Raw genomic sequence first — 24,795 nt, 5'->3', positions numbered from 1 at the left:
TTGACGCGCGAAAGCCGGCCAACCGGTCGGCGCGGCAATCTTGCGGGCCGGATCAGGCGTCCCTCTGCCGCCCGATCCGGCCGAGATGGGTGAAGCCGAAGCCCGCGGAATATTTCAGGCCGTAGCCGAGCGCCCGGTCGATGCCGATATGGGCGAGCCAGATCAAGGCGATGGATAGCGTGAGGGGCGAGGCAAGGCCGAAGCCGAGCGTCAGCAGCGCCACCGGCGCCATGTAGCTGTGGGCGGCGTTGTAGACCATCGCTCCGAATTTGGCGTCGGACAGGTATGCCAGGAAGCTCAGATCGGGCACGAAGAACAGCAGGGCAAACACCAGCCACGACCCGTCCCAGGCCCAGTAGAGCATCACCATGCCGGCGAACAGGGTCAGGCCCTCCAGCCGCAGCAGGATGTTGACGCCGCCTGTCGCGGCGCCCGTCTCGGCCGTTCCTTCCGTCATGCTCCTCTCCCGGACAAAACTTTGTAATCCCTTGCGCTTTCCCGCTACGGCAGGGCAGCCCTGCGACGGCGAAAGCGGCTTTCCGGTCCGCAAAATGCCGTGTTAGAACCCCGCATCACTTAAGACCTGGCGGGAGCAAATGAAACACATCCTGGACGCCCTTGAAGATCGTCGTGCCGGCGCAAAGCTCGGCGGCGGGGAGAAGCGCATCGAAGCGCAGCACGCCCGCGGCAAGCTGACCGCGCGCGAGCGCATCGAGCTCCTGCTCGACAAGGGATCGTTCGAGGAGTTCGACATGTTCGTCGAGCACCGCTCCACCGAGTTCGGCATGGACAAGACCAAGGTGCCCGGCGACGGCGTCGTCACGGGATGGGGCACCGTCAACGGTCGCAAGACGTTCGTCTTCGCCAAGGACTTCACGGTGTTCGGCGGCTCGCTGTCCGAGACCCACGCGCTGAAGATCACGAAACTCCAGGACATGGCGATGAAGGCGCGTGCGCCCATCATCGGCCTCTATGACGCGGGCGGCGCCCGCATCCAGGAAGGCGTCGCTGCGCTCGCCGGCTATTCCTACGTGTTCCGCCGCAACGTGCTGGCCTCCGGCGTGATCCCGCAGATCTCCGTCATCATGGGCCCCTGCGCCGGCGGCGACGTCTATTCGCCGGCGATGACCGACTTCATCTTCATGGTGAAGAACACCAGCTACATGTTCGTCACTGGCCCGGACGTCGTGAAGACCGTCACCAATGAGGTCGTCACGGCGGAAGAGCTCGGCGGCGCCTCGGTGCACGCCACGCGCTCCTCGATCGCCGACGGCGCCTTCGAGAACGACGTCGAGACGCTCTTGCAGATGCGGCGCCTGATCGACTTCCTGCCTTCCAACAACACCGACGGCGTGCCGGAATGGCCGAGCTTCGATTCGATCGAGCGCCTCGATGAATCCCTGGACACGCTGATCCCCGACAATCCGAACAAGCCCTACGACATGAAGGAGCTGATCCTGAAGGTCGTGGACGAGGGCGACTTCTTCGAGATCGCCGAAGCCTTCGCCAAGAACATCGTCACCGGCTTCGGCCGCATCGCCGGCCGCACCGTCGGCTTCGTCGCCAACCAGCCGATGGTGCTGGCCGGCGTGCTCGACAGCGACGCCTCGCGGAAGGCGGCGCGCTTCGTCCGCTTCTGCGACGCCTTCAACATCCCGATCGTCACCTTCGTCGACGTGCCGGGCTTCCTGCCGGGCACCGCGCAGGAATATGGCGGCCTGATCAAGCACGGCGCAAAATTGCTGTTCGCCTATTCGCAGTGCACTGTGCCGCTCGTCACCGTCATCACCCGCAAGGCCTATGGCGGCGCCTTCGACGTCATGGCCTCCAAGGAAATCGGCGCCGACATGAACTACGCCTGGCCGACCGCCCAGATCGCGGTGATGGGCGCCAAGGGCGCGGTCGAGATCATTTTCCGCAGCGACATCGGCGATCCCGACAAGATCGCCGCCCGCACCAAGGAATACGAAGATCGCTTCCTGTCGCCCTTCATCGCCGCCGAGCGCGGCTACATCGACGACGTCATCATGCCGCACTCGACGAGAAAGCGCATCGCTCGCGCGCTGGCGATGCTCAAGGACAAGAAAACGGAAATGCCGGCGAAGAAGCACGACAATTTGCCGTTGTGAGATAGCGTAGCCCGGATGAGCGAAAGCGACAGGGTGCGCATATCGTTTCGCTCATGCGGGCTTCTGGCTCCTTCTGATTTGACATCCTCGATCCAATGACCGAAGACGATCCAACCGACGAAATCTCCGAGATCGAAGATCGGATCGAGCGGCTCGCCGAGATCGCCGAGCGCTGCCGCAAGTACATCCTGGCGTCCAAGATCGCCATCGCTGGCGGGGCAGCGCTGCTGTTGGTTACGATCCTCGGTCTGTTTGGCTTCGGTCACACCGCCGCGCTTGGATCAATCGCACTGGTGCTGGGCGGGATCGTCTCGCTCGGCTCGAACGTCAGCACGCTGCGGCAGACGGACGAGGCCATCGGTGCTGCGGAGGCGCGACGTTCGGCGTTGATCGGCAGCATCGACCTCAGGGTCGTCGCCGATGCACCCTTGAAGCTGGTGTGACGCATCCAGCGTCACCCACGCCTCACGCGGCGGACTTGAGCGTCAGCTCCGACAATTCCGTGCGGCAAGCGGCGGCGAAGGCTTGGAGCCGCTCGGCGGTCTGCCGGTCGAGGATGGCTTTGGCCAGCCGTTCGGCGCGGGCGATCTGTTGCTTGAGATATTCGATGCGGACCATGTGTCACCTTGCGAATGGCGTCGTTCCGGTGGTGGCGACTGTATGCCGGCCGCTGGATTGTTTGTGTGAGGCGCATCACACTCCGCGTCTTGCATCCGCCGCGGCGAAATGGGCCATCTGGTCCGCGCGGGCCTAGATGAAGCGGGGCGGCGGTGGCGCGCGCGAGATAGGCGCGGCAGGCCGGATGGTCCCTGAGCCCGTCGAAACGAGACCGGGCGCAGCACGTCCGCCATCCCTACGATCGCAACGTTTCGCTCACTGCCCGAGCTTCGCCAACTTCCCTTGCTTCGCGGCCTCGACCGCGCGCTCCGCATCTTCCGGAAGCAGCAGGCGTTCCGCCACCTGCCGAGCCGCCTCACGTTTCACAGCCGCCACATACGCCCCATCATCCGCATATCGCTCCGCAATCGACGGCCTGGGATCGTGCACTTCCTTCCGCGCCGCCTCGGTCGGTGCGAACGGCACCATCGCACCTTGCAGCGGATAGAGCGCGGTTGGGCCAAACCCTGGCGCGCGCGGATTCCAGGCGGTGTAGGTCGCGCGCGGCACGGCGAGCGCAAGCTGGCGGATGCCTGATATGGCCATGCCGTCAATGTCCGCCTTCGGCACGAACACGGGATAGCGGCCGATCTCCTTGGGCGGCAGCACGCTCTGGTCGGAGAAGACGGCGAACGTGTGGATCCCGGCGTAGGGCAGGCCGGGGATGTCGGTCGGCACCGCGCCTGGCGCCGGCACCAGCGTGCCGTGGGCACGCATGGGGATGCGGCTTGCGGGCGGTTTGATGCCGTCGCTGATCCAGGCGTTGAGATCGGTGAGGAGCGCGCGCATCGGCATGCCCGCATGCATCGGGTTCTGCGGCAGCGACATCGCCGGCAGGCCCTTGCGCATGATCTCCCCAGCTTCGGCGAAATGCGGTGTGCCCGTTATCATGTAGGCGCGGACGTTGTCGGGGAGGTCGAGATGGTTGCCGGCGAGATCGGTGACCAGCAGCGAGGCGTGTGAGGCCCACCATTCGTGCTCGCTGTCGGTCTGCATCACCTTCGGACAGGTGGCCGAGAGCGAACAGCGCCGCAACAGACCGTCGGTCTTGCCGGAATAGGGATCACTCAACGTCGCATAGGTGAACGGGAACAGATCGGCCTGCCACGCCGGATCCTGCGGATGGCGCGGATTGCGGCCGGGCTGGCCGAAGCGGACATTGGTCGCCATGCGCCGCGTGCCTGCGACATGCGGCATCAATCCGTCGAACACGGTGCGGCCCTGGAGATCCTCGTTGAAGCCGAGATAGAGAAAGTCGCGCAGGAAACGGCCGGACTGCGAGACGCCGAAGCCGATGGCGCGGCTGACGGAGGGATGCAGGCCATTGAGCAGCGGGTTCGCTTGCGTTTCGTCGTGGCGGAGGAAGCTGACGACATCGCGCACGGCCGCAAAGCCCATGCCGAGCGGCACCGGATCGCGCGCGGTGTAGGTGATCTCGTAGAGCGCGCCGGCATCGAAGCCCTCGGGTCTGGTGATCTCCACTGTCGAGGGATCGATCAGCCTTGCCGTGAGGCCTGATGGCGTCTGTCGCGCGTCGGCCCAGGCGGCGCGTACGGTGACATTGAGATTGGCGGTGTCGGTGGCGGGCCATGTCAGCGTCGCGCGCGCGGGATTGATCGTGGTGTCGAAGATCACTTCTTCGCGCGCGAGGCCGGTGACGGCTTTGATCACCGGTGCCGTCATCGCAAGTTGTCCCGGCTTGGAGGGGATGTCGCCCTGCCAGCCGACCCAGACCATCGTAAAACCCTGGCGGTGCAGGAAGCCGATGCCGGCGTCCTCGGCCTTGTCCGCGATGTTGGCGCCGGGCTGTGCGGAATCGTCGAACAGCTGCGGCGCCAGCTTGCGGCCGCGATTGGGGACTTCCAGCAGCAGCGTGCCGTTGCCGTGGCTGGCATCGCTGGGCCTGAGGATCACGACGTCGGCACTGGCTTCGACCTTGCCGTCGGCGCCACGCGGTGCGAGCGCGAGATCGGTGATGACGGCGTTGCGGTCGTCGGACGGGTTAAGCGCGAAGGTCGCGCGGGCGGTGATGCGCTCATAGGTGCCGACAGTGCCGAAACTTCTTCCGGCGAAGGCGGGCACGCGTTCCAAAATGTCGAAGCGGACGATTTCGGCGGGCGAGGCCGCAGGCCATAGGCAGGTGATCGCGATGAGAGCCGAGATGATCCCGTGCATGGTGTCCTTCCCTTGCCTGGCGCGACGGCAAGTTCCGCCACGCGGGCTTTTTGTTGCGGCGATTATTACCGGCTATCCTGAGGGCAAACAACAGGAGGAAATCCGATGCCAGCAGCCTTCTTCGTCGTCCGCGCCATCGTCGCCGATGCGAGCAAGCGCGCCGCCTTCGACAGATGGTACGAGACCGAGCACGTGCCCGATGCGGTGAACGCGTTCGGCGTGAGCAAAGCCTGGCGGTTCTGGAGCCTCGACGATCCCTCGCTGCACCAGGCGATGTATCAGTTCGATGACGAGGCGAAGCTCGATGCGATGCTGAAGGGCGATGCGCTGAACAAGCTCGTGGCCGACTTCAACCGCGACTGGCCCGACGTGAAGCGCTCGCGCGAGACGCTGGTGCTGGCCCAGGAACTCGTGAAGTAGTTGCGATCTTTGTAGCCCGGATCGAGCGCAGCGTAATCGGGGACAGTGCATCCGCAGCAACAGTTCCCCGGATTGCGCTGCGCTCCATTCCCCCTACGGCCATTCCACTTCGCAAGGAGTCTGAATGCGCGATTCAGCTTGGGTTCATGTCCTGACCGCGACACTTCCCCTGCATCACTTGCGCGATAGCCTAGAGGACATCTCATGGAGCGTCGGAACTTTTTGAAACTTGCATTGGGTGCTGCGGCGGGAGCTGCCGCGTTCACTACTGCCGCGAGCGCTGCGCCGCTATCACCGCAGCCTGTCGGTCCGAACCGGATGCCTGAAGGCAATCCCGACGCTCACCCGGCCGTCACCAGCGGCGATGAGGCCGCGCAGCTGAAGCCCGAGCAGGTGCATTGGCATGGCCACCATCGCCACTGGGGCTGGCGCCGCCGCCACCGCCACTGGGGCTGGCGTCGCCGGCACGGGCACCGTCATCACTGGTAGGCTTCGCGCAAGGCCAGGCTTTCGACGGGGATCGCAATCGCGGTCCCCGTTCGATTCGTGGCTGTTGTCTCGCTCCCGCGGCATGAACGTGCCCCGCTTCCTGCCTCCGGCGACACGCAACTGTCGCTAGCGGCCGAGGAAGCTCAGCACAAGCTCCTTGTACTTCTGCGGCGACTCCAGGAAGACGAGATGCCCGGTGTCGGGGATCACCTCGGCCCGCGCATTCGGCATCTTGGCGGCGAGCTGCTTTGCAAGCTCGGCGTTCTGCCCCATTTTTGCGCGCAGCGCCTCCGGCGCGAGCGGCCGGCCCGGCGCGTTGTGGTCGTCCGCGCCCATGATGAACAGTGTCGGCAGCGCGATCAGCGGGATCTCGTGCGCGACCGGCTCACGATAGATCATCTGGCCGGAAGAGACGAAGGCGCGCAGCCAGCGCGGATAGTCCGGGCTGCCCTTGATGTTGAAGCGGGCATCGACGAACGGCGTGACCGCCTCAGGCGGCAGCTTGATCGCGTAGTTGGTCTGGAGCTGCTTGCGATAACCATCCGCGGTGAGCTTGTCCTCGGTCTCGATCATCTTCTCGGTCGGAGTCGGCGGCACGTAGAGGCGATAGTCTTCGAGCCCGATCGGCGCGGTGAGCACGAGATGGGCGACGCGGTCCGGATAGGCGCGCGCGATGCGAACGCCCAGCATGCCGCCGAGCGAATGCGCGATGACCTCCGCCTTGTCGATCTTGAGATGATCGAGCAGCGCGATGGTGTTGCGCGCCAGATTGTCGAAATGCAGCTCGCCCGCCGGCTTGGAGGATTTGCCGAAGCCGATCTGGTCCGGCACCACGACGCGATAACCCGCTTCGCTCAGCATCCTGATCACCGGCGCCCAATAGCTCGACGGAAAATTGCGCCCGTGCAGCAGCACCACGGTGCGGCCGTTCGGCTGCGCGGGCGCCACGTCCATATAGGCCATGTTGAGCTGCTCGCCGTCATTGACCACGGGAAGCAAGTGCACGGGATAGGGATAGGCAAAGCCTTCCAGCGCGATGCCGTAAGGTTCGCGCGGCGCGGTCTCGGCGGCGTGGGTGGATGTGAGTGGGGAAGCGAGAAGGGCGGCGGCGAGTGCGGCGGAGAGGAGGCGGTTCATTGGGGATCTCGTGTCTGGCGGCGTCGTTCCGGGGCGCGCGCAGCGCGAACCCGGAACCTGGAGACCGGGTTCGATGCTTCGCATCGCCCCGGAATGACAGCGCGCATACAGGGATGGATAGCGGGGTCAAGCCCGGCCATGGCGACAACCGGAGTTCGCACGCAAACGTGCGATTTCACGCGCCCGGCGTGATCAGTCCTTCCTATCCCCGAACAGTGCCGCAAACTGCTTCCCGCCGGTGCGGGTGAAATTCACGACGCGGCTGCCGGGCGTCGGATCGCGCGCGGCCCATTTCAGTTCGGCAAAGCGCTGCATCATGGCGGCCCCCAACGTGCCGGCGAGATGGTGACGTCGCTCGCTCCAGTCGAGGCACGCCTTGCAGACCGGGCGGCGCGGATGGGCCAGCATGTCGGATGAGATCTGCAGATGTCTTGTGAGAAAGCGCTCGCCCTCGGCGGTCAGCTCGATCTCCTGCTTCTTCTGCCTGACCAGATGCCGCTCGCGCAAGGAGTCGAGCATCTGCACGCCGAGATCGCCGGCGAGATGGTCGTAGCAGATCCGCGCGCGCCGCAGCGCCGGATCCTTCGGTCCGGTGCGCACGCGCATGTGGCCGGTGCGCGCGGCAAGGCCAGCAAGCCCTTCGAGCACGCCGGCGACATCGTCGTCGGTAAGGCGGTAGTAGCGGTGGCGGCCCTGCTTCTGCGGCTCGACCAGCCCGCCGGCCTCGAGCTTGGAAAGATGCGAGCTCGCGGTCTGCGGCGTGATGCCGGCCTCCTGCGCCAGCTCGCTCGCGGTCAGCGCGCGGCCGTTCATCAGCGCCGTGAGCATGTTGGCACGGGCGGGGTCGCCGACCAGCGAGGCGACCATGGCGATGTCGGGTCCTGATTTCATGCTTCGATGGTAGCCGAAGCATTGAGGTCGGGCAAGCGCGTAGCCTCTCACCAACTCGTCATTGCGAGGCGCGCAGCGACGAAGCAATCCAGACTGTCCCCGCGGAGGGATTCCTGGATTGCTTCGCTGCGCTCGCAATGACGCTGTGGAAACAGGAGCCCACCATGTCCGTGACCGTCTTCATCCGCTACCAGCTCGATCCGTTCAAGCGCGCGCAGTTCGAGGAATATTCAAAACGCTGGCTCACCATCATCCCGAAATGCGGCGGCGACCTGATCGGCTATTTCATGCCGCACGAGGGCACCAACAACATCGCGTTCGCGCTGATCACCTTCGAAAGCCTCGCCGCCTATGAGGCCTACCGCGCCCGGCTGCGCCAGGATACGGACGGCATGGCGAACTTCCACTTCGCCGAGGAACACCAATTCATCCTCGCCGAAGAGCGCACGTTTTTGCGCAAGGTGGTATTGTAGCGCCACGCCAGCATGATCCGGCAACCCGGTTTTCCGGAGGAGATCATGCTCACATGAGAGGAGACGCCCATGATCGCCGTGATCTTCGAGGTCTGGCCCAAGCCGGAACACCGCCAGACCTATTTCGACCTCGCAGCCGATCTGAAGCCGCTCCTGCAAACCATCGACGGCTTCATCTCGGTCGAGCGTTTCGAGAGCCTGACCGAGAAGGGCAAGATCCTGTCGGTGTCGTTCTGGCGGGACGAGGCGGCCGTGCAGGCCTGGCGCAACACCATGGAGCATCGCCGCACCCAGGCCAAAGGCAGGGCGCAGATCTTCGCCGACTATCATCTGCGCATTGCCAGCGTCATCCGCGACTACGGCATGAACGATCGCGAGGAGGCGCCGAAGGACAGCCGCGCGGTGCATGATGCGCACTAGCGCGTCCGATCACGCGTGCCTATCTCTGCGTGCCAACAAGGGAGAGAAACATGCATGTGACGACCGCCGACAAGCGCGCGACCTTCAAGAAGCTGCACGAGAGCGGCTGCTTCATCCTGCCCAATCCGGTCGACGTCGGCAGCGCCAAGGCCTTGCAGCATCTCGGTTTCAAGGCGATCGCGTCATCGAGCGCCGGCTTTGCCTGGACCATCGGCAAGGCCGACAACCACGTCACCGTCGAGGATGTCTGTCAGCATCTGGCAGCATTGAGCTCGGCGGTCGACATTCCCGTAAACGCCGATTTCGAGGGCGGCTTTGCCGTCGAGCCGGACAAGGTCGCCGACAATGTCGAGCGCTGTGTGCGGACCGGCGTCGCCGGCCTGTCGATCGAGGATTCCACCGGCGACAAGGACAAGCCGCTGTTTGACCGCGCGCTTGCGGTCGAGCGCATCAAGGCTTCGCGCAAGGCGATCCGCGACAGCGGCACGCTGCTGGTCGGCCGCTGCGAGGCGTATCTCTGGGGCGTCACCGATCTCAAGCTCGTCATCGACCGGCTCACCGCCTACGCCGATGCCGGCGCCGACTGCCTTTACGCGCCGGGTCTGAAGAGCCGCGAGGACATCGCCGCGGCCGTGAAGGCTGTCGCACCAAAACCGTTCAACCTTCTGATCGGCGGCTCGGGCCTGTCGCTCAAGGAAGCGGAAGACCTTGGCGTGCGCCGCATCAGCGTCGGCGGCTCGCTCGCCCGGGTCGCATGGGGCGGCTTCATGCGCGCCACGAAGGAGATGGCGGAGAAGGGGACGTTCACCGAGCTCGGCAGCGGGTATCCGGGCGGCGAGCTCAACAAGATGTTCAGCTAGAGCCGCAGCGAGACAGACGAAGAGCGGCGGGATGTTGAGGCCCGCCGCTCTTCCTCGTGACCTTACTTCGCGCCGTCAGACGGCTTCTGCGTATCCGGGGCCGGCTTGCTCGGCGCAGCACCCGTGGTCGTGCCCGGCTCGGCGTTGTTGCGCGGCGTCACGTCACGCATGCCGGGAGGGGCGGCCGGATTGGCCGGCGCCGTCTGCTGGGCAGTCCGCGACGCCGGTTCGTTGCTCGCCTGGTTGCCCGTGGTGCTGTTGTTCAGGCCGTAGAACACGGCGCCGAGCACCAGGGCCACGGCTACGGCAAACAGCGCAATCTTGCCGCTGGAGGCAGGGCCTTCGCCAAGCTCGGGATCGGCCTGAAGGTCGGCATCCCGGCGTGCCGCGCGAAGATGCTCATCGTCGGCGAGGTTCGGGCGATACGGATCGTTGGGAAAACGCTCGTCAGCCATCGATTGGTCTCCTCGGTTATGCGGCGAGACAACCGTCAGGTGCGAGATTCTGTTCCGCCCCCTTTATGCTTTCGTCTGATGTTGCCTCGATCTCGGGAATCGGGAACCTGTTCCACGGGGAACCGCGCGTGAGTTCCATTTTGCAAGGGAGGACGGAACACGGCGATGTGGAGCCTGCCACCGACCGATAGCGTGCTGCATTTCCTGTCGCTGGTCGCGGTGGCCGCACAGGGCATGACGGCTGCGCTCGCTGCCGGACGCCGCAGCATGGATTGGCTGGGTGTCTGCTTCCTCGGCTGCATCACCGCGCTCGGCGGCGGAACGCTGCGCGATCTCTTCCTCGGACATTATCCGCTGGCCTGGGTGCAGAACCCGATCTATCTCGCGCTTGCCGGTGGCGCCGCCTTCGTCACCATCCTGATCGCGCGCCTCGTGCACCGGCTGAAGGTCGCCTTCATCGTGCTCGATGCCATCGGGCTCGTCGTCTTCACCATGACCGGCTGCGATGTCGCCTGGCAGATGGATGCGACGCTGCCCATCGTCATCGTCTCCGGCATGGTGACGGGCTGCGCCGGCGGCGTGCTCCGCGACGTGCTCTGCAACGACGTGCCGCTGCTGTTCCGCTCCGAGCTCTACGCCAGCGTCTCGGTGGTGACGGGGCTGTTCTATGCCACCGCCTTCGGCCTCAACCTCAATGCCGGGCTCTGGACTATTTTGACCTTCGTCCTCGGCGTCAGCTTCCGCCTGCTCGCGGTGCGCTACAAATGGGAGATGCCGAAATTCGTGTTTACCGGGGATGAGGAGCGGTAGCTCCGTCCACGCCGTCATTGCCAGCGAAGCGAACCAATCCAGAATCTTTCCACGGAGGGACTCTGGATTGCTTGTGCGCCAGGCAAGCTGGCGTGGTCCAACCGGTGGAAGTCCGGTCCGGGTAAGCGGTAGCGAGCGCCCGGTAGTGAGTGTTGCGTGGCCGTCGGCAACGGCGGCTGCGAAGCGTACACAACGATGCTGTGGGGTGGGCTATTGAGCCGCGAAAGACAGAAACTCGCAGAGGCCGAGCCGGTAAGCAACGTCGAAGGCAACATGTGCGGCGCCGTTATGCGAGGCGCTGACGCTCTGCCGTGGTCGAAGACCCCATCACGCAGCAAAGGACCGCGTCGGAACCTGGGAGGTCCCGCATCTGACCGATGGCAACATGCCCCCAAGGTCCGCATCGGGAAGGCGAGGAGCCAAAGCCGATGACGAACGGATGCGGGAAGTCGGACGCGGCCGTAGTAGCGTCGAAGCCTGCGAACGAAGCGGAGCGATCCGCGGAGGAGTTGGTGGAGCGAAGGGCCGCGACCAAGGGGAATGCGGACCAGCAAAGCACGCCCCGGACGCCGAGCCGGACAAGCGTGACACAGGCGTTGGAACGCATACGGCGAACTGCAAGGGAAAGGAAGAAGGAGAGGTTCACTGCGCTGCTTCACCACATCACGCCTGAACTGCTCGAGGCGGAGTTCTTCGCGCTGAAGAAGCATGCCGCGCCGGGTGTGGACGGAATGATGTGGCGGAACTACGAGCAAGACCTCAAGGCCAATCTTGAGGACCTGCATGCTCGTGTTCACCGGGGAGCGTACCGGCCGCAGCCGTCGCGGCGGGTCCATATCCCGAAGCAGGATGGGCGGCAGCGACCGCTGGCGATTGCGTCCCTCGAGGACAAGATCGTTCAGCGGGCAACCGCTACGGTGCTCAACGCGATCTACGAGGAGGACTTCCTCGGGTTCTCGTATGGGTTCCGGCCCGGGCGCAGCGCGCACGATGCGATGGATGCGCTGCTGGTCGGAATCGAGAGCCGGCGGGTGAACTTCATTGTTGACGCCGATATCCGCTCGTTCTTCGACATGGTGGACCAGGAATGGCTCATCCGCTTCGTCGAACATCGGACCGGCGACCAGCGTATCATCCGTCTGATCCGCAAATGGCTCAAGGCGGGTGTTCTCGAAGAAGGAACGGTCAGGGTCAGCGAACAGGGGACGGCACAAGGGGCGGTGATCTCGCCGCTGCTTGCCAACATCTACCTGCACTATGCCCTCGATCTGTGGGCCGAACGCTTCAGACGGCGCGAGGCCGCGGGTGACATGATCATCGTGCGCTACGCTGACGACTTCATCGTCGGCTTCGAGCATGAGAATGAGGCCCGGCACTTCCTCGAAGAATTGCGCAAACGGCTGCAGGAGTTCGCGCTGTCACTGCACCCTGAGAAAACCCGGCTGATCGAGTTCGGACGTCATGCGGAGGACAACCGCAGGCGGCGCGGGCTCGGCAAGCCGGAGACCTTCAACTTCCTCGGCTTCACCTTCATCTGCAGCCGATCCAAGCAAGGCAAGTTCCAGATCAGGCGCAAGTCTCGCAAAGACCGCATGCGGGCGAAACTGCAAGCCGTGAAGCAGGGAATGCGACGGCGTATGCACCAGTCGGTGCTCGAACAGGGCAAATGGCTGCGGCAGGTCGTTACCGGGTACTTCAACTACCACGCGGTACCGACCAACAGCCGAGCGCTCAGCGCCTTCCGCTACTTCGTCACCGAACAATGGAGGCGGATGCTTCGGCGCCGCAGCCAGATTGACGGGACCACGTGGCAGCGGGTCGCGCGGCTTGCCTCCGACTTGCTCCCCAAGCCACAAATCCTCCATCCTTGGCCCCGAACACGCTTCACCGCTACTCACCCGAGGTGGGAGCCGTATGCGGGAAAGCCGCACGTACGGATCTGTGCGGGGGGCGCCCAGCAATGAGCGTCCCTACCGCGACCGCGACGCTCGCAATGACGGGGAGGCAGCGGCGGGTTACCGCTCCCGCCTTGCCTTCGCCACCTGAGACGGCGTCACCAGCGGACCGGAATTGCCCCATGAATTGCGGATGTAGTTGGTCACCGCGGCGATCTCGGCGTCGGACAATGTCTTGGCATAGCCCGGCATCTCGCCGGTGTTCGGTGCGCGCCGTGTCGTCACGGTGTAGGCACCGTCGAGGATGATGCGCAGGGTCGAGGATGGATTGACTGATTGCAGCAGCGCATTGCCCGGCAGCGGCGGATAGATCCGCGGCGCTCCCGTGCCGTCGGCCTCGTGGCAGGCGATGCAGAGCTTGGCGTAGACCGCCTGGCCGGCCTTCATCTCGGCATCGTCGGGCGGCGTCACGATCGTCTCGCGCCGCGCCGGCGCCAGGCTCTTCAGGTACAACGCGATCGCACGAACATCGGCATCGCTCATCTTCGCCGTGGAATTGACAATCACCTCGGCCATCGGGCCGCCGGCATGACTCTTCGCGTTGCGTCCGCTCTGCAGATACTCGGCGATATCGGCCTCGCTCCAGGATTTCAGCCCGGTGCGCGCGGCGCCATCGAGCCTTGGTGCGTACCAGCCGCCGACCTCGTTGCCCGACAGCGCCTGCCCCTGCTTGTCGGCGCCAAAATAGTTCTTCGGCGTGTGGCAGGCGCCGCAATGGCCAAGACCGGTGACGAGATAGCCGCCTCTGTTCCACGCCGCGCTCTGGTCCTGGTCCGGCTCGAACAGGCCGGGTTTGAAATACATGGCGTTCCAGATCCGCATCAGGCCGCGGTAGCTGAACGGCCAGCGCAGCTCCGGCGGCTTGTTACGGCTCACCACCGGTGCGAGCGAGCCTAGATAGGCGCGGATCGCCAGCGTGTCGTCCTTCGTCATCCGCGTGAAGTAAGGGTAGGGGAAGGCCGGATAATAGTTCGATCCATCCGGCGCGATGCCATAGCGTAGCGCCCGGGTGAAATCGGCGTCCGTCCAGGCGCCGATCCCGGTGTCGCGGTCGGGCGTCAGGTTCGGCGCATAGATCGCGCCGAAGGGCGTGTCGATGCGCTTTCCGCCCGCGAAGGGCCTCGCCGGATCGGCGGTGTGGCAGCCCGCGCAGTCACCGGCCTCGACCAGCGTCTTGCCATAGGCGATCAGTTCCGGCGATGGTTCGGCGGCACGGGCCAGGCTTGTGACCGTACCTGCAACCGCACTGCACAACGCCAGACCCGCAAGAACCAGACCGGCCAGAATCGTCCGCATCGAAAGCCTCTCCTGCGACCAGGCGACAGTACCCGCGTGAAAGGAGCATCAATTCATTTCGCGACGGCCGGGGTATGGTGACACAAATTGAAAATGCCCGATGCCTTTGCAGCCACGAAATTGCGATTTTTACCCGGCGCTCCCATTGGCCCAGATTTCTGATGCGCCGCGTTAAGTATCCGACATAGAGTGGCCGAGGTGGTCGGCGCGCCCTAGCTAAAAACGACGGGCAGGCAACGGCTTAAGCAGTCTCAAAAGGCGGATGAGGACAAGAATGGGCATCAACCAGGGTCCGATCAGTCTCGATCAAAAATACACCCAGCAGACCGGGCACGTCTTCACCACGGGCATCCAGGCCCTGGTCCGCCTGCCGATGGCGCAGATCCGGCGCGACCGCGCCAATGGCCTCAACACCGCGGGCTTCATTTCCGGCTATCGCGGCTCGCCGCTCGGCGGCTACGACCAGCAGCTGTTCGCCGCGCGAAAACATCTCGAGCAGTACAACATCAAGTTCCAGCCCGGCGTGAACGAAGACCTCGCTGCGACTGCCGTGTGGGGCTCGCAGCAGCTCAACCTCTCCCCCGGCGCCAAATACGACGGCGTGGTCGGCATCTGGTACGGTAAGGGCCCCGGCGTCGACCGCTGCGGCGACGTGTTCCGCCACGGCAATGCCGCCGGCTCGGCCAAGAACGGCGGCGTGCTGTGTCTCGCCGGCGATGACCACGGCGCGAAATCCTCGACCGTCCCGCATCAGTCCGATCATGCCTTCATCTCGGCGCTGATGCCCTATCTCTATCCCTCGAGCATCCACGAGATGATCGAGATGGGCCTGCTCGGCATCGCGATGTCGCGCTATTCCGGCTGCTGGGTCGGCATGAAGGTGATCACCGAGACGGTGGAGACCACCGCCGAGATCGATCTCACCGACGAGATGAAGCCCTTCGTCATCCCCACCGATTTCGAGCTGCCGCCCGGCGGCCTCAATCTGCGCTGGCCCGACGACCGCTTCGAGCAGGACCGTCGCCTGCAGGACTACAAGGGCTTCGCCGCGATCGCCTTTGCGCGCGCCAACAAGGTCAACCGCGTCACCATGGATTCGCCGAATGCCCGCTTCGGCATCATGGCATCAGGCAAAAGCTATGAGGACGTGCGTCAGGCGCTGCACGAGCTTGGGATCACCGAGGAGGTCGCGGCCAAGATCGGCCTTCGTCTCTACAAGATCGGCATGCCCTGGCCGCTGGAGCCGGAAGGCGTGCGGCAATTCGCGGTCGGGCTCGAGGAGATCTTCATCGTCGAGGAACGCCGCGAGATCGTCGAGAACCAGGTCAAGCAGGAGCTGTTCAACTGGCGCGACGACGTCCGCCCGCGCATCGTCGGCAAGATGGACGAGCACGACAAGCGCTTCCTGACCTTCGCCGCCGAGCTCAGCGTCGCCTCGCTTGCGACCTCGCTGACCGAGCGACTGCTTCGACTTAATCTCAACCCCGAGATCGCGGAGATGCTTCGCGTCAAGGCCGACTGGTTCAACGGCCGTCAGGCGACCCAGATGCAGGCGGTCGCACCCGTCTCCCGCACTCCCTATTTCTGCTCCGGCTGCCCGCACAACACATCCACGAAGGTCCCCGAAGGCAGCCGTGCCATGGCCGGCATCGGCTGCCATTTCATGGCGCTGTGGATGGACCGTTCGACCGAAACCTTCACGCATATGGGCGGCGAGGGCGTGCCGTGGGTCGGCATCGCGCCTTTCACCAACGAGAACCACATTTTTGCGAACCTCGGCGACGGCACCTATTTCCACTCTGGAATTCTCGCCATCCGCCAGGCGATCGCCTCCAAGGCCAACATTACCTACAAGATCCTCTACAACGATGCCGTCGCCATGACCGGCGGCCAGCGCCATGACGGCGATCTCTCGCCGCAGAAGATCATGGCCCAGCTTCATGCCGAGGGCATCAGCGAGATTTATCTCGTCTCGGAAAATCCGGACGCGTATCCGGGTGATAGCATCGCCCCGGGCGTGAAGAAATATCACCGCGACGAGCTCCAGAACGTCATGAAGATGTGCCGCGAATACAAGGGCACGTCGGCCATCGTGTTCGTGCAGACCTGCGCCGCTGAGAAGCGCCGCCGCCGCAAGCGCGGGCTGATGGAGGATCCGGCGCGCCGCGTCATGATCAACCCGGCGGTCTGCGAAGGCTGCGGCGACTGCTCGGTACAGTCGAATTGCATCTCGGTCGAGCCGCTGGAGACCGAGTTCGGCCGCAAGCGCGCCATCAACCAGTCCGCCTGCAACAAGGATTATTCCTGCCTCAAGGGGTTCTGTCCGTCCTTCGTCACTATCGACGGCGGTGCGCCGCGTCATCGCGCCCCAGCCGAGCTTGCCGAGATCGGCGAGCTGCCGGAGCCGGCCTCGCGCCCGTCGCTCGACAAGCCCTATAACATCGCGATCGGCGGCGTCGGCGGCACCGGTGTTCTCACCATCGGCGCGCTGCTCGGCATGGCCGCGCACATCGAGGGCAAGGCCTCGATGATCCTGGACATGTCGGGCCTGGCGCAAAAGGGCGGGGCGGTGCTGAGCCATGTCCGCCTATCCGATCATCCCGCCGAAGTGACCTGTTCGCGCATCGTCACCGGCACGGCCGATCTCGTGCTCGCCGCCGACGAGGTCGTCGCGGTCGCCAAGGACACCATCTCGCTATGCGATTCCGGCCGCACCCGCGGCATCATCAACAGCCACGTCATTCCCACCGCCGACTTCATCCTCAACCGCGACTTCAACTTCCAGACCCGCACGCTCAATGCGGTGCTGGAGACTGCGCTGCACAAGGACTCGGTGTTCTTCGACTTCACCAGGCCGGCCGAGCAGCTGCTCGGCGACAGCATCGCCACCAACATGATGATGATGGGCTATGCCTATCAGAAGGGGCTGTTCCCGTTGTCGGCTGAAGCGATCGAGCAGGCGATCGAGGTCAATGGCGTTTCGATCAAGATGAACAAGGAAGCCTTCCGCCTCGGCCGCCTCGCGGCTGCCGATCCCCAGCGCCTCGCCGACATGCTGAAGGGGACGGACGAGGTGGCTGCGCCGAAGACGCTGGACGCCATGACGCTCGACGAGGTCATCGAGCACCGCGCCAAGCATCTCACCGCCTATCAGAACACCCGTCTCGCCAAGCGCTATCGCAAGCTGGTCGATCAGGTCCGCGACGCCGCCAGGCAGGGCGGCTATGGCGATGCGCTGCCGCGCGCGGTCGCGGTGAACTACGCCAAGCTGCTGGCCTACAAGGACGAATACGAAGTCGCGCGCCTGTTCACCGACGGCGCCTTCGAGCAGCAGCTGCGCGACCAGTTCGAGGGCGACTTCAAGTTCAGCTTCAATCTTGCCCCGCCGATCCTCAGCCGCGATGTCGACGCCCTGGGGCGCCCCAAGAAGCGCGCCTTCGGCCCGTGGATGCTGAAGGTTTTCCGCGTGCTGGCGAAATTCAAGTTCCTGCGCGGCACCCCGCTCGACATCTTCGGCCGCAGCGCCGACCGCAAGCTCGAGCGCGACCTGATCGCCGGCTACGAGAAGGACGTCGCCACTGTGCTCGGCCTGTTGTCGCCGGTCACGATCGACACCGCGGTCGAATTGCTCTCGCTGCCCGACCGCATCCGCGGCTACGGCCCGGTGAAGGAGAAGGCGGTTCAGGACGCCAAGGCGCGCTACGCCCAGCTCGCCGCGGACTTGGCAAACCCGCCGGCCGCGCCAAGGCAGATCGCAGCGGAGTAGCCCCCCGTAGCCCGGATGGAGCTTCGCTTCATCCGGGTTGCAACCCTGCGACACCATCCCTTGCGTCGCCCGTCAGGCAAAACACCCATGCGGCGGGTCAATTCTCGCGCGCAAAAATATTCAGTTTTACCGAAATTCGGAGTTGTCGTATCCATCCACCACCTCATCCCAGTCAGAGGGGCGTATCGCGATCGTCGCGAAACGCGGGGTGAGCGGCGGTGGACGCGGGCTGCGTCGCACGGGGGATTGTCTCACGTGCACGACGGGCGCGGTCTCGGGACGCCCGGGGTCTGTGCGTCAAGTCTTGCGGTCACTCGCAAGGCGACGGGGGCAATAGTGCATCGCTCCCCGGGGAGAGCCCGACATAAGCCGTAAAGCCACTGCGCAGGGAAGGCCGGATGTTTGGCCGCACCTGTATGCCGCTGTGCATCTGTTCTTCGCGCATTCGCGCACAGCGGACCGTGGGTGCCCAGCCGGCACCCGGTCTTCCCTGCGCCCACTGTTTTCGGAGGAGCAAGACGGGAGCAAAACTCGGGCGAACCCGCTGCGAGGATGCGGGCGTGTGTCTGCGATTCAGCTGTGAGTGGAAAGAACGACCTCGGCATCCGCGAACTCGGTAATTGCGAGCGCAGCGAAGCAATCCAGAATCCGTCCGCGGAGGGACGCTGGATTGCTTCGTCGCAAGGGCTCCTCGCAATGACGACGGGGCAGGCAGGTTCGCTTCCTGTCCTTGCGCCAACCCGCGGCTCTCTCGCCCGACGGAATATTTCCGCGCTTGCCAACCGGGCATCAGCGGTTCAGAAAAAAGGGGGCAAGAAGAAACGCGAGCGGAGACCTCTGTTTTGACCATCAAGGGCAAGGCCTACATTGCCGGGATCTACGAACACCCGACCCGGCATGCGCCGGACAAATCCACCGCCCAGCTCCATGCCGAGGTCGCCAAGGGCGCGATCGAGGATGCCGGGATCAGCAAGGACGATGTCGACGGCTATTTCTGCGCGGGCGATGCGCCCGGCGGCGCCTGGCCGATGGTGGATTATCTCGGCCTGAACACCAAGAAGCTTCGCCACGTGGATTCCACGGAGACCGGCGGCTGCTCCTACATCATCCATCTCGGCCACGCCGCTGAAGCCATCGCAGCGGGCAAGTGCTCGATCGCGCTGGTTACGCTCGCGGGCAAACCGCGTACCGGCGCAATGCCGCCGCGCGCGGCCGGCGCGGAAGCCGACTTCGAGTCCGCTTACGGCGCGACCACGCACAATGCCTATGGCATGTGTGCCATGCGTCACATGCACGACTATGGCACCACCAGCGAGCAGCTCGCCTGGATCAAGGTCGCGGCCTCCCATCACGCGCAATACAATCCGCATGCGATGCTGAAGGACGTGGTCACCGTCGAGGACGTGCTGAACTCGCCGATGATCTCCGATCCCCTGCACCGCATGGATTGCTGCGTCGTCTCCGACGGCGGCGGAGCGCTGATCGTGACGACGCCCGAGATTGCGAAGAGCCTGAAGAAGCCGCTCGTGCGCCTGATCGGCCATGGCGAGGCCATGAAGGGCCCGCGCGGCGGCAAGGATCTCGACCTCACATATTCCGCCGGTGTCTGGTCCGGCCCACGTGCGTTCGAGGAAGCCGGCATCACGCCGAAGGACATCAAATACGCCTCGATCTACGACAGCTTCACGATCACGGTGCTGATGCAGCTCGAGGACCTCGGCTTCTGCAAGAAGGGCGAGGGCGGCAAGTTCGTCGCCGACGGCAACCTGATCTCCGGCGTCGGCAAGCTGCCGTTCAACACCGACGGCGGCGGCCTCTGCAGCAACCATCCCGTCAACCGCGGCGGCATGACCAAGATCATCGAAGCCGTCCGCCAGCTGCGCGGCGAGGCGCATCCGAAGGTGCAGGTCAGGAATTGCGATCTCGCGATCGCCCACGGCACCGGCGGCCTTCTGGGCGTCCGCCACGCGGCCTCGACGGCCATTCTGGAGCGCGTGTGATGAGCGAAGCGAAAAAGTATCCCGCCCCGGTGACCAACCCCGAGACCGCTGCGTTCTGGGACGCGGCCAAGCAGGGCAAGTTCATGATCAAGCGCTGCACCGCTTGCGGTGAAGCGCATTACTTCCCGCGCTCGATCTGCCCGTTCTGCTACTCCGACAAGACCGTGTGGGAAGAGGCGTCGGGCGAGGGCACGATCTACACGTACAGCCTGATGCGGAAGTCGCCGACCGGTCCCTACGCCATCGGCTACGTCACGCTGAAGGAGGGGCCGTCGGTGCAGACCAACTTCGTCGATTGCGATCTCGAGAAGCTCAAGATCGGCCAGAAGGTGAAGGTGGTGTTCAAGCCGACCGATGGCGCCCCGCTGCCGTTCTTCACGCCCGCTTGATTGCTTTCTTCCTTCTCCCCTTGTGGGAGAAGGTGGCATAGGCGGCCTTCAGCCGCCGTCCTTGAGAGACGCCGAAGCGAAGCTTCGGCTTTGGCGCCGGATGAGGGGTTCTTTTTATGGAAAGAGTCTTTGTGCGGAAGCGACCCCTCACCCAAACGAGTTTGCCGCACCGTCTTCGCTGCCCTCTCCCACAAGGGGAGAGGGCGCATCAATGAGCGCCGGTGAAATTCCGGGAGGAAACCAGAAGCATGTCCGCCAGATACGAAGAGCTCAAGGGCCTGAAAAACCTCGGGCAGAAATACGCCTACACCGATCGCGAGGTCATGCTCTACGCCTACGGCATCGGCCTCGGCGCCGATCCCATGGACGAGAACGAGCTCGCTTTCGTCAACGAGGGCACGTTCACGCCGCGGCCGCTGAAGGTGGTGCCGACCTTTGCGTCGGTGGCCGCGTGGGGCTCGGGGCCGGGCGAGATGAACCTCAACCGCGTCATGGTCGTGGACGGCGAGCGCGACATCACCTTTCATCAGCCGCTACCGGTCGCCGCCCACATCACCGCGGACTCCTCCGTGCTCGAGGTCTACGACAAGGGCAAGGACAAGGGCGTCGTCATCAGCCACCAGACCGTGCTCAAGAACGAGAAGGGCGAGAAGCTGGCAACGCTGGTCGCCTCGCGCTTTGCCCGCGGCGATGGCGGCTTTGGCGGGCCGAACCTGACGCAGCCCGATCCGCACAAGATCCCGTCGCGCAGCCCGGACAGGAGCATCGATATCACGACGCGTCCCGACCAGGCGCTGGTCTACCGCCTCTGCGGCGACCGCAACCCGCTGCACTCCGATCCCGAGTTCGCCAGGAAGGCCGGCTTCCCGCGCCCGATCCTGCACGGCATGTGCACCTACGGCATCACCTGCCGCGGCGTGCTGCAGACCTATGCCGACTACGACGCTTCCGCCTTCCGCCAGCACGTCGCGCGGTTCTCTTCCCCGGTCTATCCCGGCGAGACCGTGACCATGGACCTCTGGAAGGACGGCAACACGATCTCGTTCGAAGCCAGGGTGAAGTCGCGCGGCGTCACCGTGATCAAGAACGGCAAGACGGTGCTGGGTTAGGCGGGCACCGCCGGTGCACTCCCTCGCCCCGCTCTTGTCCGCCGAAGCCCGCCTTCGGGCGAAGGCGGATGCGGAGAGAGGGTGGGGTGAGGGGCTCTCACCACGAGCTGTGACGGTATTGAGACCTGTACCTCCACGCCCGGATCGCAAAGGCGATCCGACCTCTCCCCGGAAGCGGGGAGAGGTGAAGGAAAGAAACAAAATCAGGGAGAAGCCACCATGGGACTACTCGACGGCAAGGTTGCGCTGATCACCGGCGCCGGCGGCGGGCTCGGTGAGGCCTATGCAAAGCTGTTCGCGCGGGAAGGGGCCTCGGTCGTCGTCAACGATCTCGGTGGGCCCCGCGACGGCTCCGGCGCCGACAAGTCCATGGCCCAGCAGGTGGTGGACGCGATCAAGGCCGAGGGCGGCAAGGCGGTCGCCAACGGCGCCGACATCTCCACCATGGAGGGCGGCCAGTCGGTGTTCGACGATGCAATCAAGCACTTCGGCCGGGCCGACATCCTCGTCAACAATGCCGGTATTTTGCGCGATCAGACTTTTCACAAGGCCTCCGAATCCGACTGGGACAAGGTCATCAAGGTCCATCTGAAGGGTACCTTTTGTTGCACCATGCCGGTGTTTCGCTGGATGCGGGAAAACGGCGGCGGCGTCATCGTCAACACCTCCTCGACCTCGGGCCTGATCGGGAATTTCGGCCAGACCAACTATGGAGCTGCCAAGGGCGGCATCTGGGGCCTGTCCAACGTGCTGGCGATCGAGGGCCGCAAATACAACATCCGGATCTGGACGCTGGCCCCGGGGGCCCTGACCCGCATGACCGCAGACCTGCCCCGCTATAAGGAGAACCCCGGCGCGGCGCTGGGGCCGGACGGCATCGCGCCGGCCGTGCTATACATGGTCAGCGACTTGTCGGGCGACCAGACCGGCAAGGTGCTGGGCGTGTCCGGGCCCCGCGGCGTGCGCGAAATGCGGATGATGGAGATGGAAGGCTGGAAGCCGCCGCACTCGGGCTGGAAGGCTCAGGACATCGTCGATCATGCCAAGGAGATCTTCTTCTCGGAGGAGCAGATCAAGATGGGGGCGCGGCGGTTTTGACGGCCGTCATCCCGGGGCACGCGAAGCCTGAGCTATGATGCGCAATTGCGCATCTGAGGATCCATACTCCGGATCGTGGTTATGGATTCCGGGCTCGCGACCGCGTCGCGCCCCGGAATGACAATAGAGAGAGACGAGGACTAGATGAAACTGACCGCCGACGCCAAGGGCACCTTCGCAATCGCGCCGACACCGTTCCACGATGACGGCCGGATCGACGAGCGCTCGATCGACCGTCTGACCGACTTTTACGAGGAAGTCGGCTGTGACGGCGTCACGGTGCTGGGCATCCTCGGCGAGGCCCCCAAGCTCGACGCCGCCGAGGCCGAGCAGGTGGCGGTGCGCTACGTCAAGCGCGCCAGGAAGATGCAGGTGATCGTCGGCGTCTCCGCGCCGGGCTTTGCCACCATGCGCTCGCTGGCGAAGGCCTCGATGGACGCGGGCGCGGCCGGGGTGATGATCGCGCCGCCGCCCTCGCTGCGCACCGACGACCAGATCGTCGGCTATTTCAAGCAGGCCGCGGAAGCCATCGGGCCTGATGTGCCCTGGGTGCTCCAGGACTATCCGCTGACCCTCTCGGTGGTGTTTACCCCGGCGGTGATCCGCAAGATCGTCATGGACAATCCGAACTGCGTGATGCTCAAGCACGAGGACTGGCCGGGCCTGGAGAAGATCTCGACGCTGCGCGGTTTCCAGAAGGACGGCTCGCTCCGTCCGCTCTCGATCCTCTGCGGCAATGGCGGTACGTTCCTGGACTTCGAGATGGAGCGTGGCGCCGACGGCGCCATGACCGGCTACGCGTTCCCCGAGCTCCTGATCGACGTCGTGAATCTCTCCAACGCCGGCAAGCGCGACGCCGCGCATGACCTGTTCGACGCGCATCTGCCGCTGATCCGCTACGAGCAGCAGCCCGGCGTCGGTTTGACCGTGCGCAAATACGTGCTGCAGAAGCGCGGCATCATCGCCTCCAGCGCCCAGCGCAAGCCCGGCGCGACGATGACGGCGACGGCGAAGGCGGAGGTCGACTATCTCTTGTCGCGCGTTGCTCGCTTCGACAAGCGCGCCAATCTCGCCCCGCAATCCAGCGCCGCGGGCTAGTCGCATGGCCGAGACATCAGCATCACGCCCGGCCTCGACCATCCTCCTGCTGCGTGACGGCCCCAGGGAAGTCGAAGTCTTCATGATGGTCCGCCATCATCAGATCGAGTTCAACTCGGGCGCGCTGGTGTTTCCCGGCGGCAGCGTCGATGCCGGCGATCAGGAGATCGTCGCCCGCGCCGAGCTGTATTCAGGCGGCGAGGGCTTGAGCGAAGCGGACCGCGGCTTTCGTATCGCCGCGATCCGCGAGACGTTTGAGGAGAGCGGCATTTTATTGGCGCGCTCGAAGGACACGGGCACGCCTGTCGATGCCAGGCGTGCAGGGGAGATCGCGGACAAGCATCGCATCGCGCTCAACGAGCACGAGATCAGCTTCCTCAGCATCCTCGTCGATAACGGCCTCCAGCTCGTGCTCGACACTCTCGTGCCTTACGCTCACTGGATCACGCCCGAGGGCATGCCGAAGCGTTTTGATACCTGGTTCTTCCTTGCAGCGGCGCCCCCCGATCAGCTTGGCGCCCATGATGGCCGCGAATCCACCGACTCGATCTGGGTTTCTGCGCGCGAGGCCGTGGAGGGCGGTGACAGTGGCCGCTTCAAGCTGCCTTTCCCGACCACGCGAAATCTCATCCGGCTGGCGAAGCAGCCCACGGTGAAGTCCGCGCTCGACCATGCCAAGAGCATGTCGATCGTCACGGTGATGCCGGTCATGACCAAGACCGCAACCGGCCGCCAGCTCCGCATCCCCCGCGAGGCTGGCTACGATGGCGAGGTGTTCGAGGTCGGCGCGGTCGGCTGAGACACTTCGACACGCAACGAAGTATCGGCGGAGCGCTGACGCGCTAGGTTCCGTCCATCGCGGAATGGACGGGACGCATACGACGGGCAACCGGCAGGATGTCAACGTCGCCGCCGAGCTGGCGCTGCTGGTCGTGCTCGCGGCGCTCTGGGGCGGCTCCTACACCTTCATCAAGCTCGGCGTCGCCACCATCCCGCCGATCACGCTGATCGCGGCGCGCACCGTGATCGCGGGCCTGCTGCTGCTCGTCGTCATGCGGGCGCGGCACCTTCCGCCTGGTCCAGACCCTGGGGTCGGTCAGCACCACAGCGCAGGCCTATTTGCGAAACCTTGAGCCGGACCGCCTGCATGGGGCTCGCCTGCGTCGTT

At 64.8% G+C, this 24,795-nt stretch carries 23 protein-coding genes and 1 pseudogene; 17 read left to right on the top strand and 7 right to left on the bottom strand.

What is annotated here, in order from left to right; all coding sequences use genetic code 11:
* Positions 1–52: 52 nt before the first annotated feature.
* Positions 53–457, bottom strand: a complete 405-nt coding sequence (locus ACNJYB_RS23655) for a DUF4260 domain-containing protein (protein ID WP_130369898.1) — start codon at positions 455–457, stop codon at positions 53–55.
* A 139-nt stretch (positions 458–596) separates the two neighbouring features.
* Between ACNJYB_RS23655 and ACNJYB_RS23650 the strand changes: the two genes are divergently transcribed.
* On the top strand, positions 597–2,129 hold the full coding sequence (locus ACNJYB_RS23650) for an acyl-CoA carboxylase subunit beta (protein ID WP_439368766.1): 1,533 nt from the start codon (positions 597–599) through the stop codon (positions 2,127–2,129).
* A 95-nt stretch (positions 2,130–2,224) separates the two neighbouring features.
* Entirely contained in the window at positions 2,225–2,572 is a 348-nt protein-coding gene (locus ACNJYB_RS23645; RefSeq protein ID WP_439368765.1) for a hypothetical protein, read from the top strand.
* 22 nt (positions 2,573–2,594) lie between these two features.
* Here the strand turns inward: ACNJYB_RS23645 and ACNJYB_RS23640 are convergent, their stop codons facing one another.
* Positions 2,595–2,747 carry a hypothetical protein gene (locus ACNJYB_RS23640; RefSeq protein ID WP_439368764.1) on the bottom strand — a complete coding sequence of 51 codons (153 nt, stop codon included), beginning with the start codon at positions 2,745–2,747 and terminating at the stop codon, positions 2,595–2,597.
* A 255-nt stretch (positions 2,748–3,002) separates the two neighbouring features.
* Positions 3,003–4,961: an alpha/beta hydrolase domain-containing protein gene (locus ACNJYB_RS23635; RefSeq protein ID WP_439368763.1), complete on the bottom strand. Its 1,959-nt coding sequence runs from the start codon at positions 4,959–4,961 to the stop codon at positions 3,003–3,005.
* 105 nt (positions 4,962–5,066) lie between these two features.
* On the opposite strand from ACNJYB_RS23635, the gene ACNJYB_RS23630 reads away from it, so the two are divergent.
* Complete coding sequence (locus ACNJYB_RS23630) at positions 5,067–5,381, top strand: hypothetical protein (RefSeq protein ID WP_439368761.1); 315 nt, start codon at positions 5,067–5,069, stop codon at positions 5,379–5,381.
* Positions 5,382–5,585: 204 nt separating this feature from the next.
* Complete coding sequence (locus tag ACNJYB_RS23625) at positions 5,586–5,870, top strand: twin-arginine translocation signal domain-containing protein (protein ID WP_439368760.1); 285 nt, start codon at positions 5,586–5,588, stop codon at positions 5,868–5,870.
* Positions 5,871–5,996: 126 nt separating this feature from the next.
* On the opposite strand, the gene ACNJYB_RS23620 is transcribed toward ACNJYB_RS23625, so the two are convergent.
* Both ACNJYB_RS23620 and ACNJYB_RS23615 read right to left on the bottom strand, forming a co-directional pair.
* Entirely contained in the window at positions 5,997–7,007 is a 1,011-nt protein-coding gene (locus tag ACNJYB_RS23620; protein ID WP_439368759.1) for an alpha/beta fold hydrolase, read from the bottom strand.
* 192 nt (positions 7,008–7,199) lie between these two features.
* Positions 7,200–7,898, bottom strand: coding sequence for a metalloregulator ArsR/SmtB family transcription factor (locus ACNJYB_RS23615; protein ID WP_439368758.1), 699 nt, complete (start codon positions 7,896–7,898; stop codon positions 7,200–7,202).
* A 164-nt stretch (positions 7,899–8,062) separates the two neighbouring features.
* Between ACNJYB_RS23615 and ACNJYB_RS23610 the strand changes: the two genes are divergently transcribed.
* From ACNJYB_RS23610 to ACNJYB_RS23600, 3 genes are all read left to right on the top strand, one after another.
* Entirely contained in the window at positions 8,063–8,371 is a 309-nt protein-coding gene (locus ACNJYB_RS23610) for an NIPSNAP family protein (RefSeq protein ID WP_439368757.1), read from the top strand.
* Between the two features lie 69 nt (positions 8,372–8,440).
* Positions 8,441–8,791 (top strand): antibiotic biosynthesis monooxygenase family protein, encoded by a 351-nt coding sequence (locus tag ACNJYB_RS23605; protein WP_439368755.1) that lies wholly within the window; start codon positions 8,441–8,443, stop codon positions 8,789–8,791.
* Between the two features lie 50 nt (positions 8,792–8,841).
* On the top strand, positions 8,842–9,651 hold the full coding sequence (locus tag ACNJYB_RS23600; protein ID WP_439368753.1) for an isocitrate lyase/PEP mutase family protein: 810 nt from the start codon (positions 8,842–8,844) through the stop codon (positions 9,649–9,651).
* 62 nt (positions 9,652–9,713) lie between these two features.
* Here the strand turns inward: ACNJYB_RS23600 and ACNJYB_RS23595 are convergent, their stop codons facing one another.
* Complete coding sequence (locus ACNJYB_RS23595) at positions 9,714–10,106, bottom strand: hypothetical protein (RefSeq protein WP_439368751.1); 393 nt, start codon at positions 10,104–10,106, stop codon at positions 9,714–9,716.
* A 165-nt stretch (positions 10,107–10,271) separates the two neighbouring features.
* Here ACNJYB_RS23595 and ACNJYB_RS23590 point away from each other — a divergent pair, with 165 nt between their 5' ends.
* Entirely contained in the window at positions 10,272–10,916 is a 645-nt protein-coding gene (locus tag ACNJYB_RS23590; RefSeq protein WP_439368750.1) for a trimeric intracellular cation channel family protein, read from the top strand.
* Between the two features lie 584 nt (positions 10,917–11,500).
* On the top strand, positions 11,501–12,880 hold the full coding sequence (ltrA, locus tag ACNJYB_RS23585) for a group II intron reverse transcriptase/maturase (RefSeq protein WP_439368749.1): 1,380 nt from the start codon (positions 11,501–11,503) through the stop codon (positions 12,878–12,880).
* A gap of 51 nt (positions 12,881–12,931) precedes the next feature.
* Here the strand turns inward: ltrA and ACNJYB_RS23580 are convergent, their stop codons facing one another.
* The gene (locus ACNJYB_RS23580) at positions 12,932–14,167 is read right to left on the bottom strand and encodes a c-type cytochrome (RefSeq protein WP_439368748.1); all 1,236 of its coding nucleotides are present in this window, start codon (positions 14,165–14,167) and stop codon (positions 12,932–12,934) included.
* Positions 14,168–14,441: 274 nt separating this feature from the next.
* On the opposite strand from ACNJYB_RS23580, the gene ACNJYB_RS23575 reads away from it, so the two are divergent.
* The 8 genes and pseudogenes from ACNJYB_RS23575 to ACNJYB_RS23540 all read left to right on the top strand — a co-directional run.
* Positions 14,442–17,933 carry an indolepyruvate ferredoxin oxidoreductase family protein gene (locus ACNJYB_RS23575; RefSeq protein WP_439368746.1) on the top strand — a complete coding sequence of 1,164 codons (3,492 nt, stop codon included), beginning with the start codon at positions 14,442–14,444 and terminating at the stop codon, positions 17,931–17,933.
* Between the two features lie 842 nt (positions 17,934–18,775).
* Positions 18,776–19,933 carry a thiolase domain-containing protein gene (locus ACNJYB_RS23570; protein WP_439368745.1) on the top strand — a complete coding sequence of 386 codons (1,158 nt, stop codon included), beginning with the start codon at positions 18,776–18,778 and terminating at the stop codon, positions 19,931–19,933.
* On the top strand, positions 19,933–20,322 hold the full coding sequence (locus ACNJYB_RS23565; RefSeq protein ID WP_057198968.1) for a Zn-ribbon domain-containing OB-fold protein: 390 nt from the start codon (positions 19,933–19,935) through the stop codon (positions 20,320–20,322). The genes ACNJYB_RS23570 and ACNJYB_RS23565 overlap by 1 nt, the downstream gene beginning before the upstream one ends.
* 248 nt (positions 20,323–20,570) lie before the next feature.
* Entirely contained in the window at positions 20,571–21,431 is an 861-nt protein-coding gene (locus ACNJYB_RS23560) for a MaoC/PaaZ C-terminal domain-containing protein (RefSeq protein WP_439368743.1), read from the top strand.
* A gap of 219 nt (positions 21,432–21,650) precedes the next feature.
* Positions 21,651–22,529 carry an SDR family oxidoreductase gene (locus ACNJYB_RS23555; RefSeq protein ID WP_439368742.1) on the top strand — a complete coding sequence of 293 codons (879 nt, stop codon included), beginning with the start codon at positions 21,651–21,653 and terminating at the stop codon, positions 22,527–22,529.
* Positions 22,530–22,673: 144 nt separating this feature from the next.
* Positions 22,674–23,627 carry a dihydrodipicolinate synthase family protein gene (locus ACNJYB_RS23550; RefSeq protein WP_439368741.1) on the top strand — a complete coding sequence of 318 codons (954 nt, stop codon included), beginning with the start codon at positions 22,674–22,676 and terminating at the stop codon, positions 23,625–23,627.
* A 4-nt stretch (positions 23,628–23,631) separates the two neighbouring features.
* Entirely contained in the window at positions 23,632–24,426 is a 795-nt protein-coding gene (locus ACNJYB_RS23545) for an NUDIX hydrolase (protein WP_439368739.1), read from the top strand.
* Between the two features lie 64 nt (positions 24,427–24,490).
* Positions 24,491–24,700, top strand: a pseudogene (locus ACNJYB_RS23540) (EamA family transporter); the annotation flags it as partial.
* Between the last annotated feature and the right edge of the window lie 95 nt (positions 24,701–24,795).

This window comes from Bradyrhizobium sp. SMVTL-02 (assembly GCF_051853005.1).
In the GTDB taxonomy this organism is placed as follows: domain Bacteria; phylum Pseudomonadota; class Alphaproteobacteria; order Rhizobiales; family Xanthobacteraceae; genus Bradyrhizobium.
The sequence above is the reverse complement of the archived record's forward strand: the minus strand, read 5'-3'. Positions and strand labels throughout refer to the sequence as shown.

Bases quoted from the DNA above. Each gene is read 5' to 3' on its own strand.
- ACNJYB_RS23655 (WP_130369898.1), bottom strand. From the start codon at position 457: ATGACGGAAGGAACGGCCGAGACGGGCGCCGCGACAGGCGGCGTCAAC.
- ACNJYB_RS23650 (WP_439368766.1), top strand. From the start codon at position 597: ATGAAACACATCCTGGACGCCCTTGAAGATCGTCGTGCCGGCGCAAAG.
- ACNJYB_RS23645 (WP_439368765.1), top strand. From the start codon at position 2,225: ATGACCGAAGACGATCCAACCGACGAAATCTCCGAGATCGAAGATCGG.
- ACNJYB_RS23640 (WP_439368764.1), bottom strand. From the start codon at position 2,747: ATGGTCCGCATCGAATATCTCAAGCAACAGATCGCCCGCGCCGAACGG.
- ACNJYB_RS23635 (WP_439368763.1), bottom strand. From the start codon at position 4,961: ATGCACGGGATCATCTCGGCTCTCATCGCGATCACCTGCCTATGGCCT.
- ACNJYB_RS23630 (WP_439368761.1), top strand. From the start codon at position 5,067: ATGCCAGCAGCCTTCTTCGTCGTCCGCGCCATCGTCGCCGATGCGAGC.
- ACNJYB_RS23625 (WP_439368760.1), top strand. From the start codon at position 5,586: ATGGAGCGTCGGAACTTTTTGAAACTTGCATTGGGTGCTGCGGCGGGA.
- ACNJYB_RS23620 (WP_439368759.1), bottom strand. From the start codon at position 7,007: ATGAACCGCCTCCTCTCCGCCGCACTCGCCGCCGCCCTTCTCGCTTCC.
- ACNJYB_RS23615 (WP_439368758.1), bottom strand. From the start codon at position 7,898: ATGAAATCAGGACCCGACATCGCCATGGTCGCCTCGCTGGTCGGCGAC.
- ACNJYB_RS23610 (WP_439368757.1), top strand. From the start codon at position 8,063: ATGTCCGTGACCGTCTTCATCCGCTACCAGCTCGATCCGTTCAAGCGC.
- ACNJYB_RS23605 (WP_439368755.1), top strand. From the start codon at position 8,441: ATGATCGCCGTGATCTTCGAGGTCTGGCCCAAGCCGGAACACCGCCAG.
- ACNJYB_RS23600 (WP_439368753.1), top strand. From the start codon at position 8,842: ATGCATGTGACGACCGCCGACAAGCGCGCGACCTTCAAGAAGCTGCAC.
- ACNJYB_RS23595 (WP_439368751.1), bottom strand. From the start codon at position 10,106: ATGGCTGACGAGCGTTTTCCCAACGATCCGTATCGCCCGAACCTCGCC.
- ACNJYB_RS23590 (WP_439368750.1), top strand. From the start codon at position 10,272: ATGTGGAGCCTGCCACCGACCGATAGCGTGCTGCATTTCCTGTCGCTG.
- ACNJYB_RS23580 (WP_439368748.1), bottom strand. From the start codon at position 14,167: ATGCGGACGATTCTGGCCGGTCTGGTTCTTGCGGGTCTGGCGTTGTGC.
- ACNJYB_RS23575 (WP_439368746.1), top strand. From the start codon at position 14,442: ATGGGCATCAACCAGGGTCCGATCAGTCTCGATCAAAAATACACCCAG.
- ACNJYB_RS23565 (WP_057198968.1), top strand. From the start codon at position 19,933: ATGAGCGAAGCGAAAAAGTATCCCGCCCCGGTGACCAACCCCGAGACC.
- ACNJYB_RS23560 (WP_439368743.1), top strand. From the start codon at position 20,571: ATGTCCGCCAGATACGAAGAGCTCAAGGGCCTGAAAAACCTCGGGCAG.
- ACNJYB_RS23555 (WP_439368742.1), top strand. From the start codon at position 21,651: ATGGGACTACTCGACGGCAAGGTTGCGCTGATCACCGGCGCCGGCGGC.
- ACNJYB_RS23550 (WP_439368741.1), top strand. From the start codon at position 22,674: ATGAAACTGACCGCCGACGCCAAGGGCACCTTCGCAATCGCGCCGACA.
- ACNJYB_RS23545 (WP_439368739.1), top strand. From the start codon at position 23,632: ATGGCCGAGACATCAGCATCACGCCCGGCCTCGACCATCCTCCTGCTG.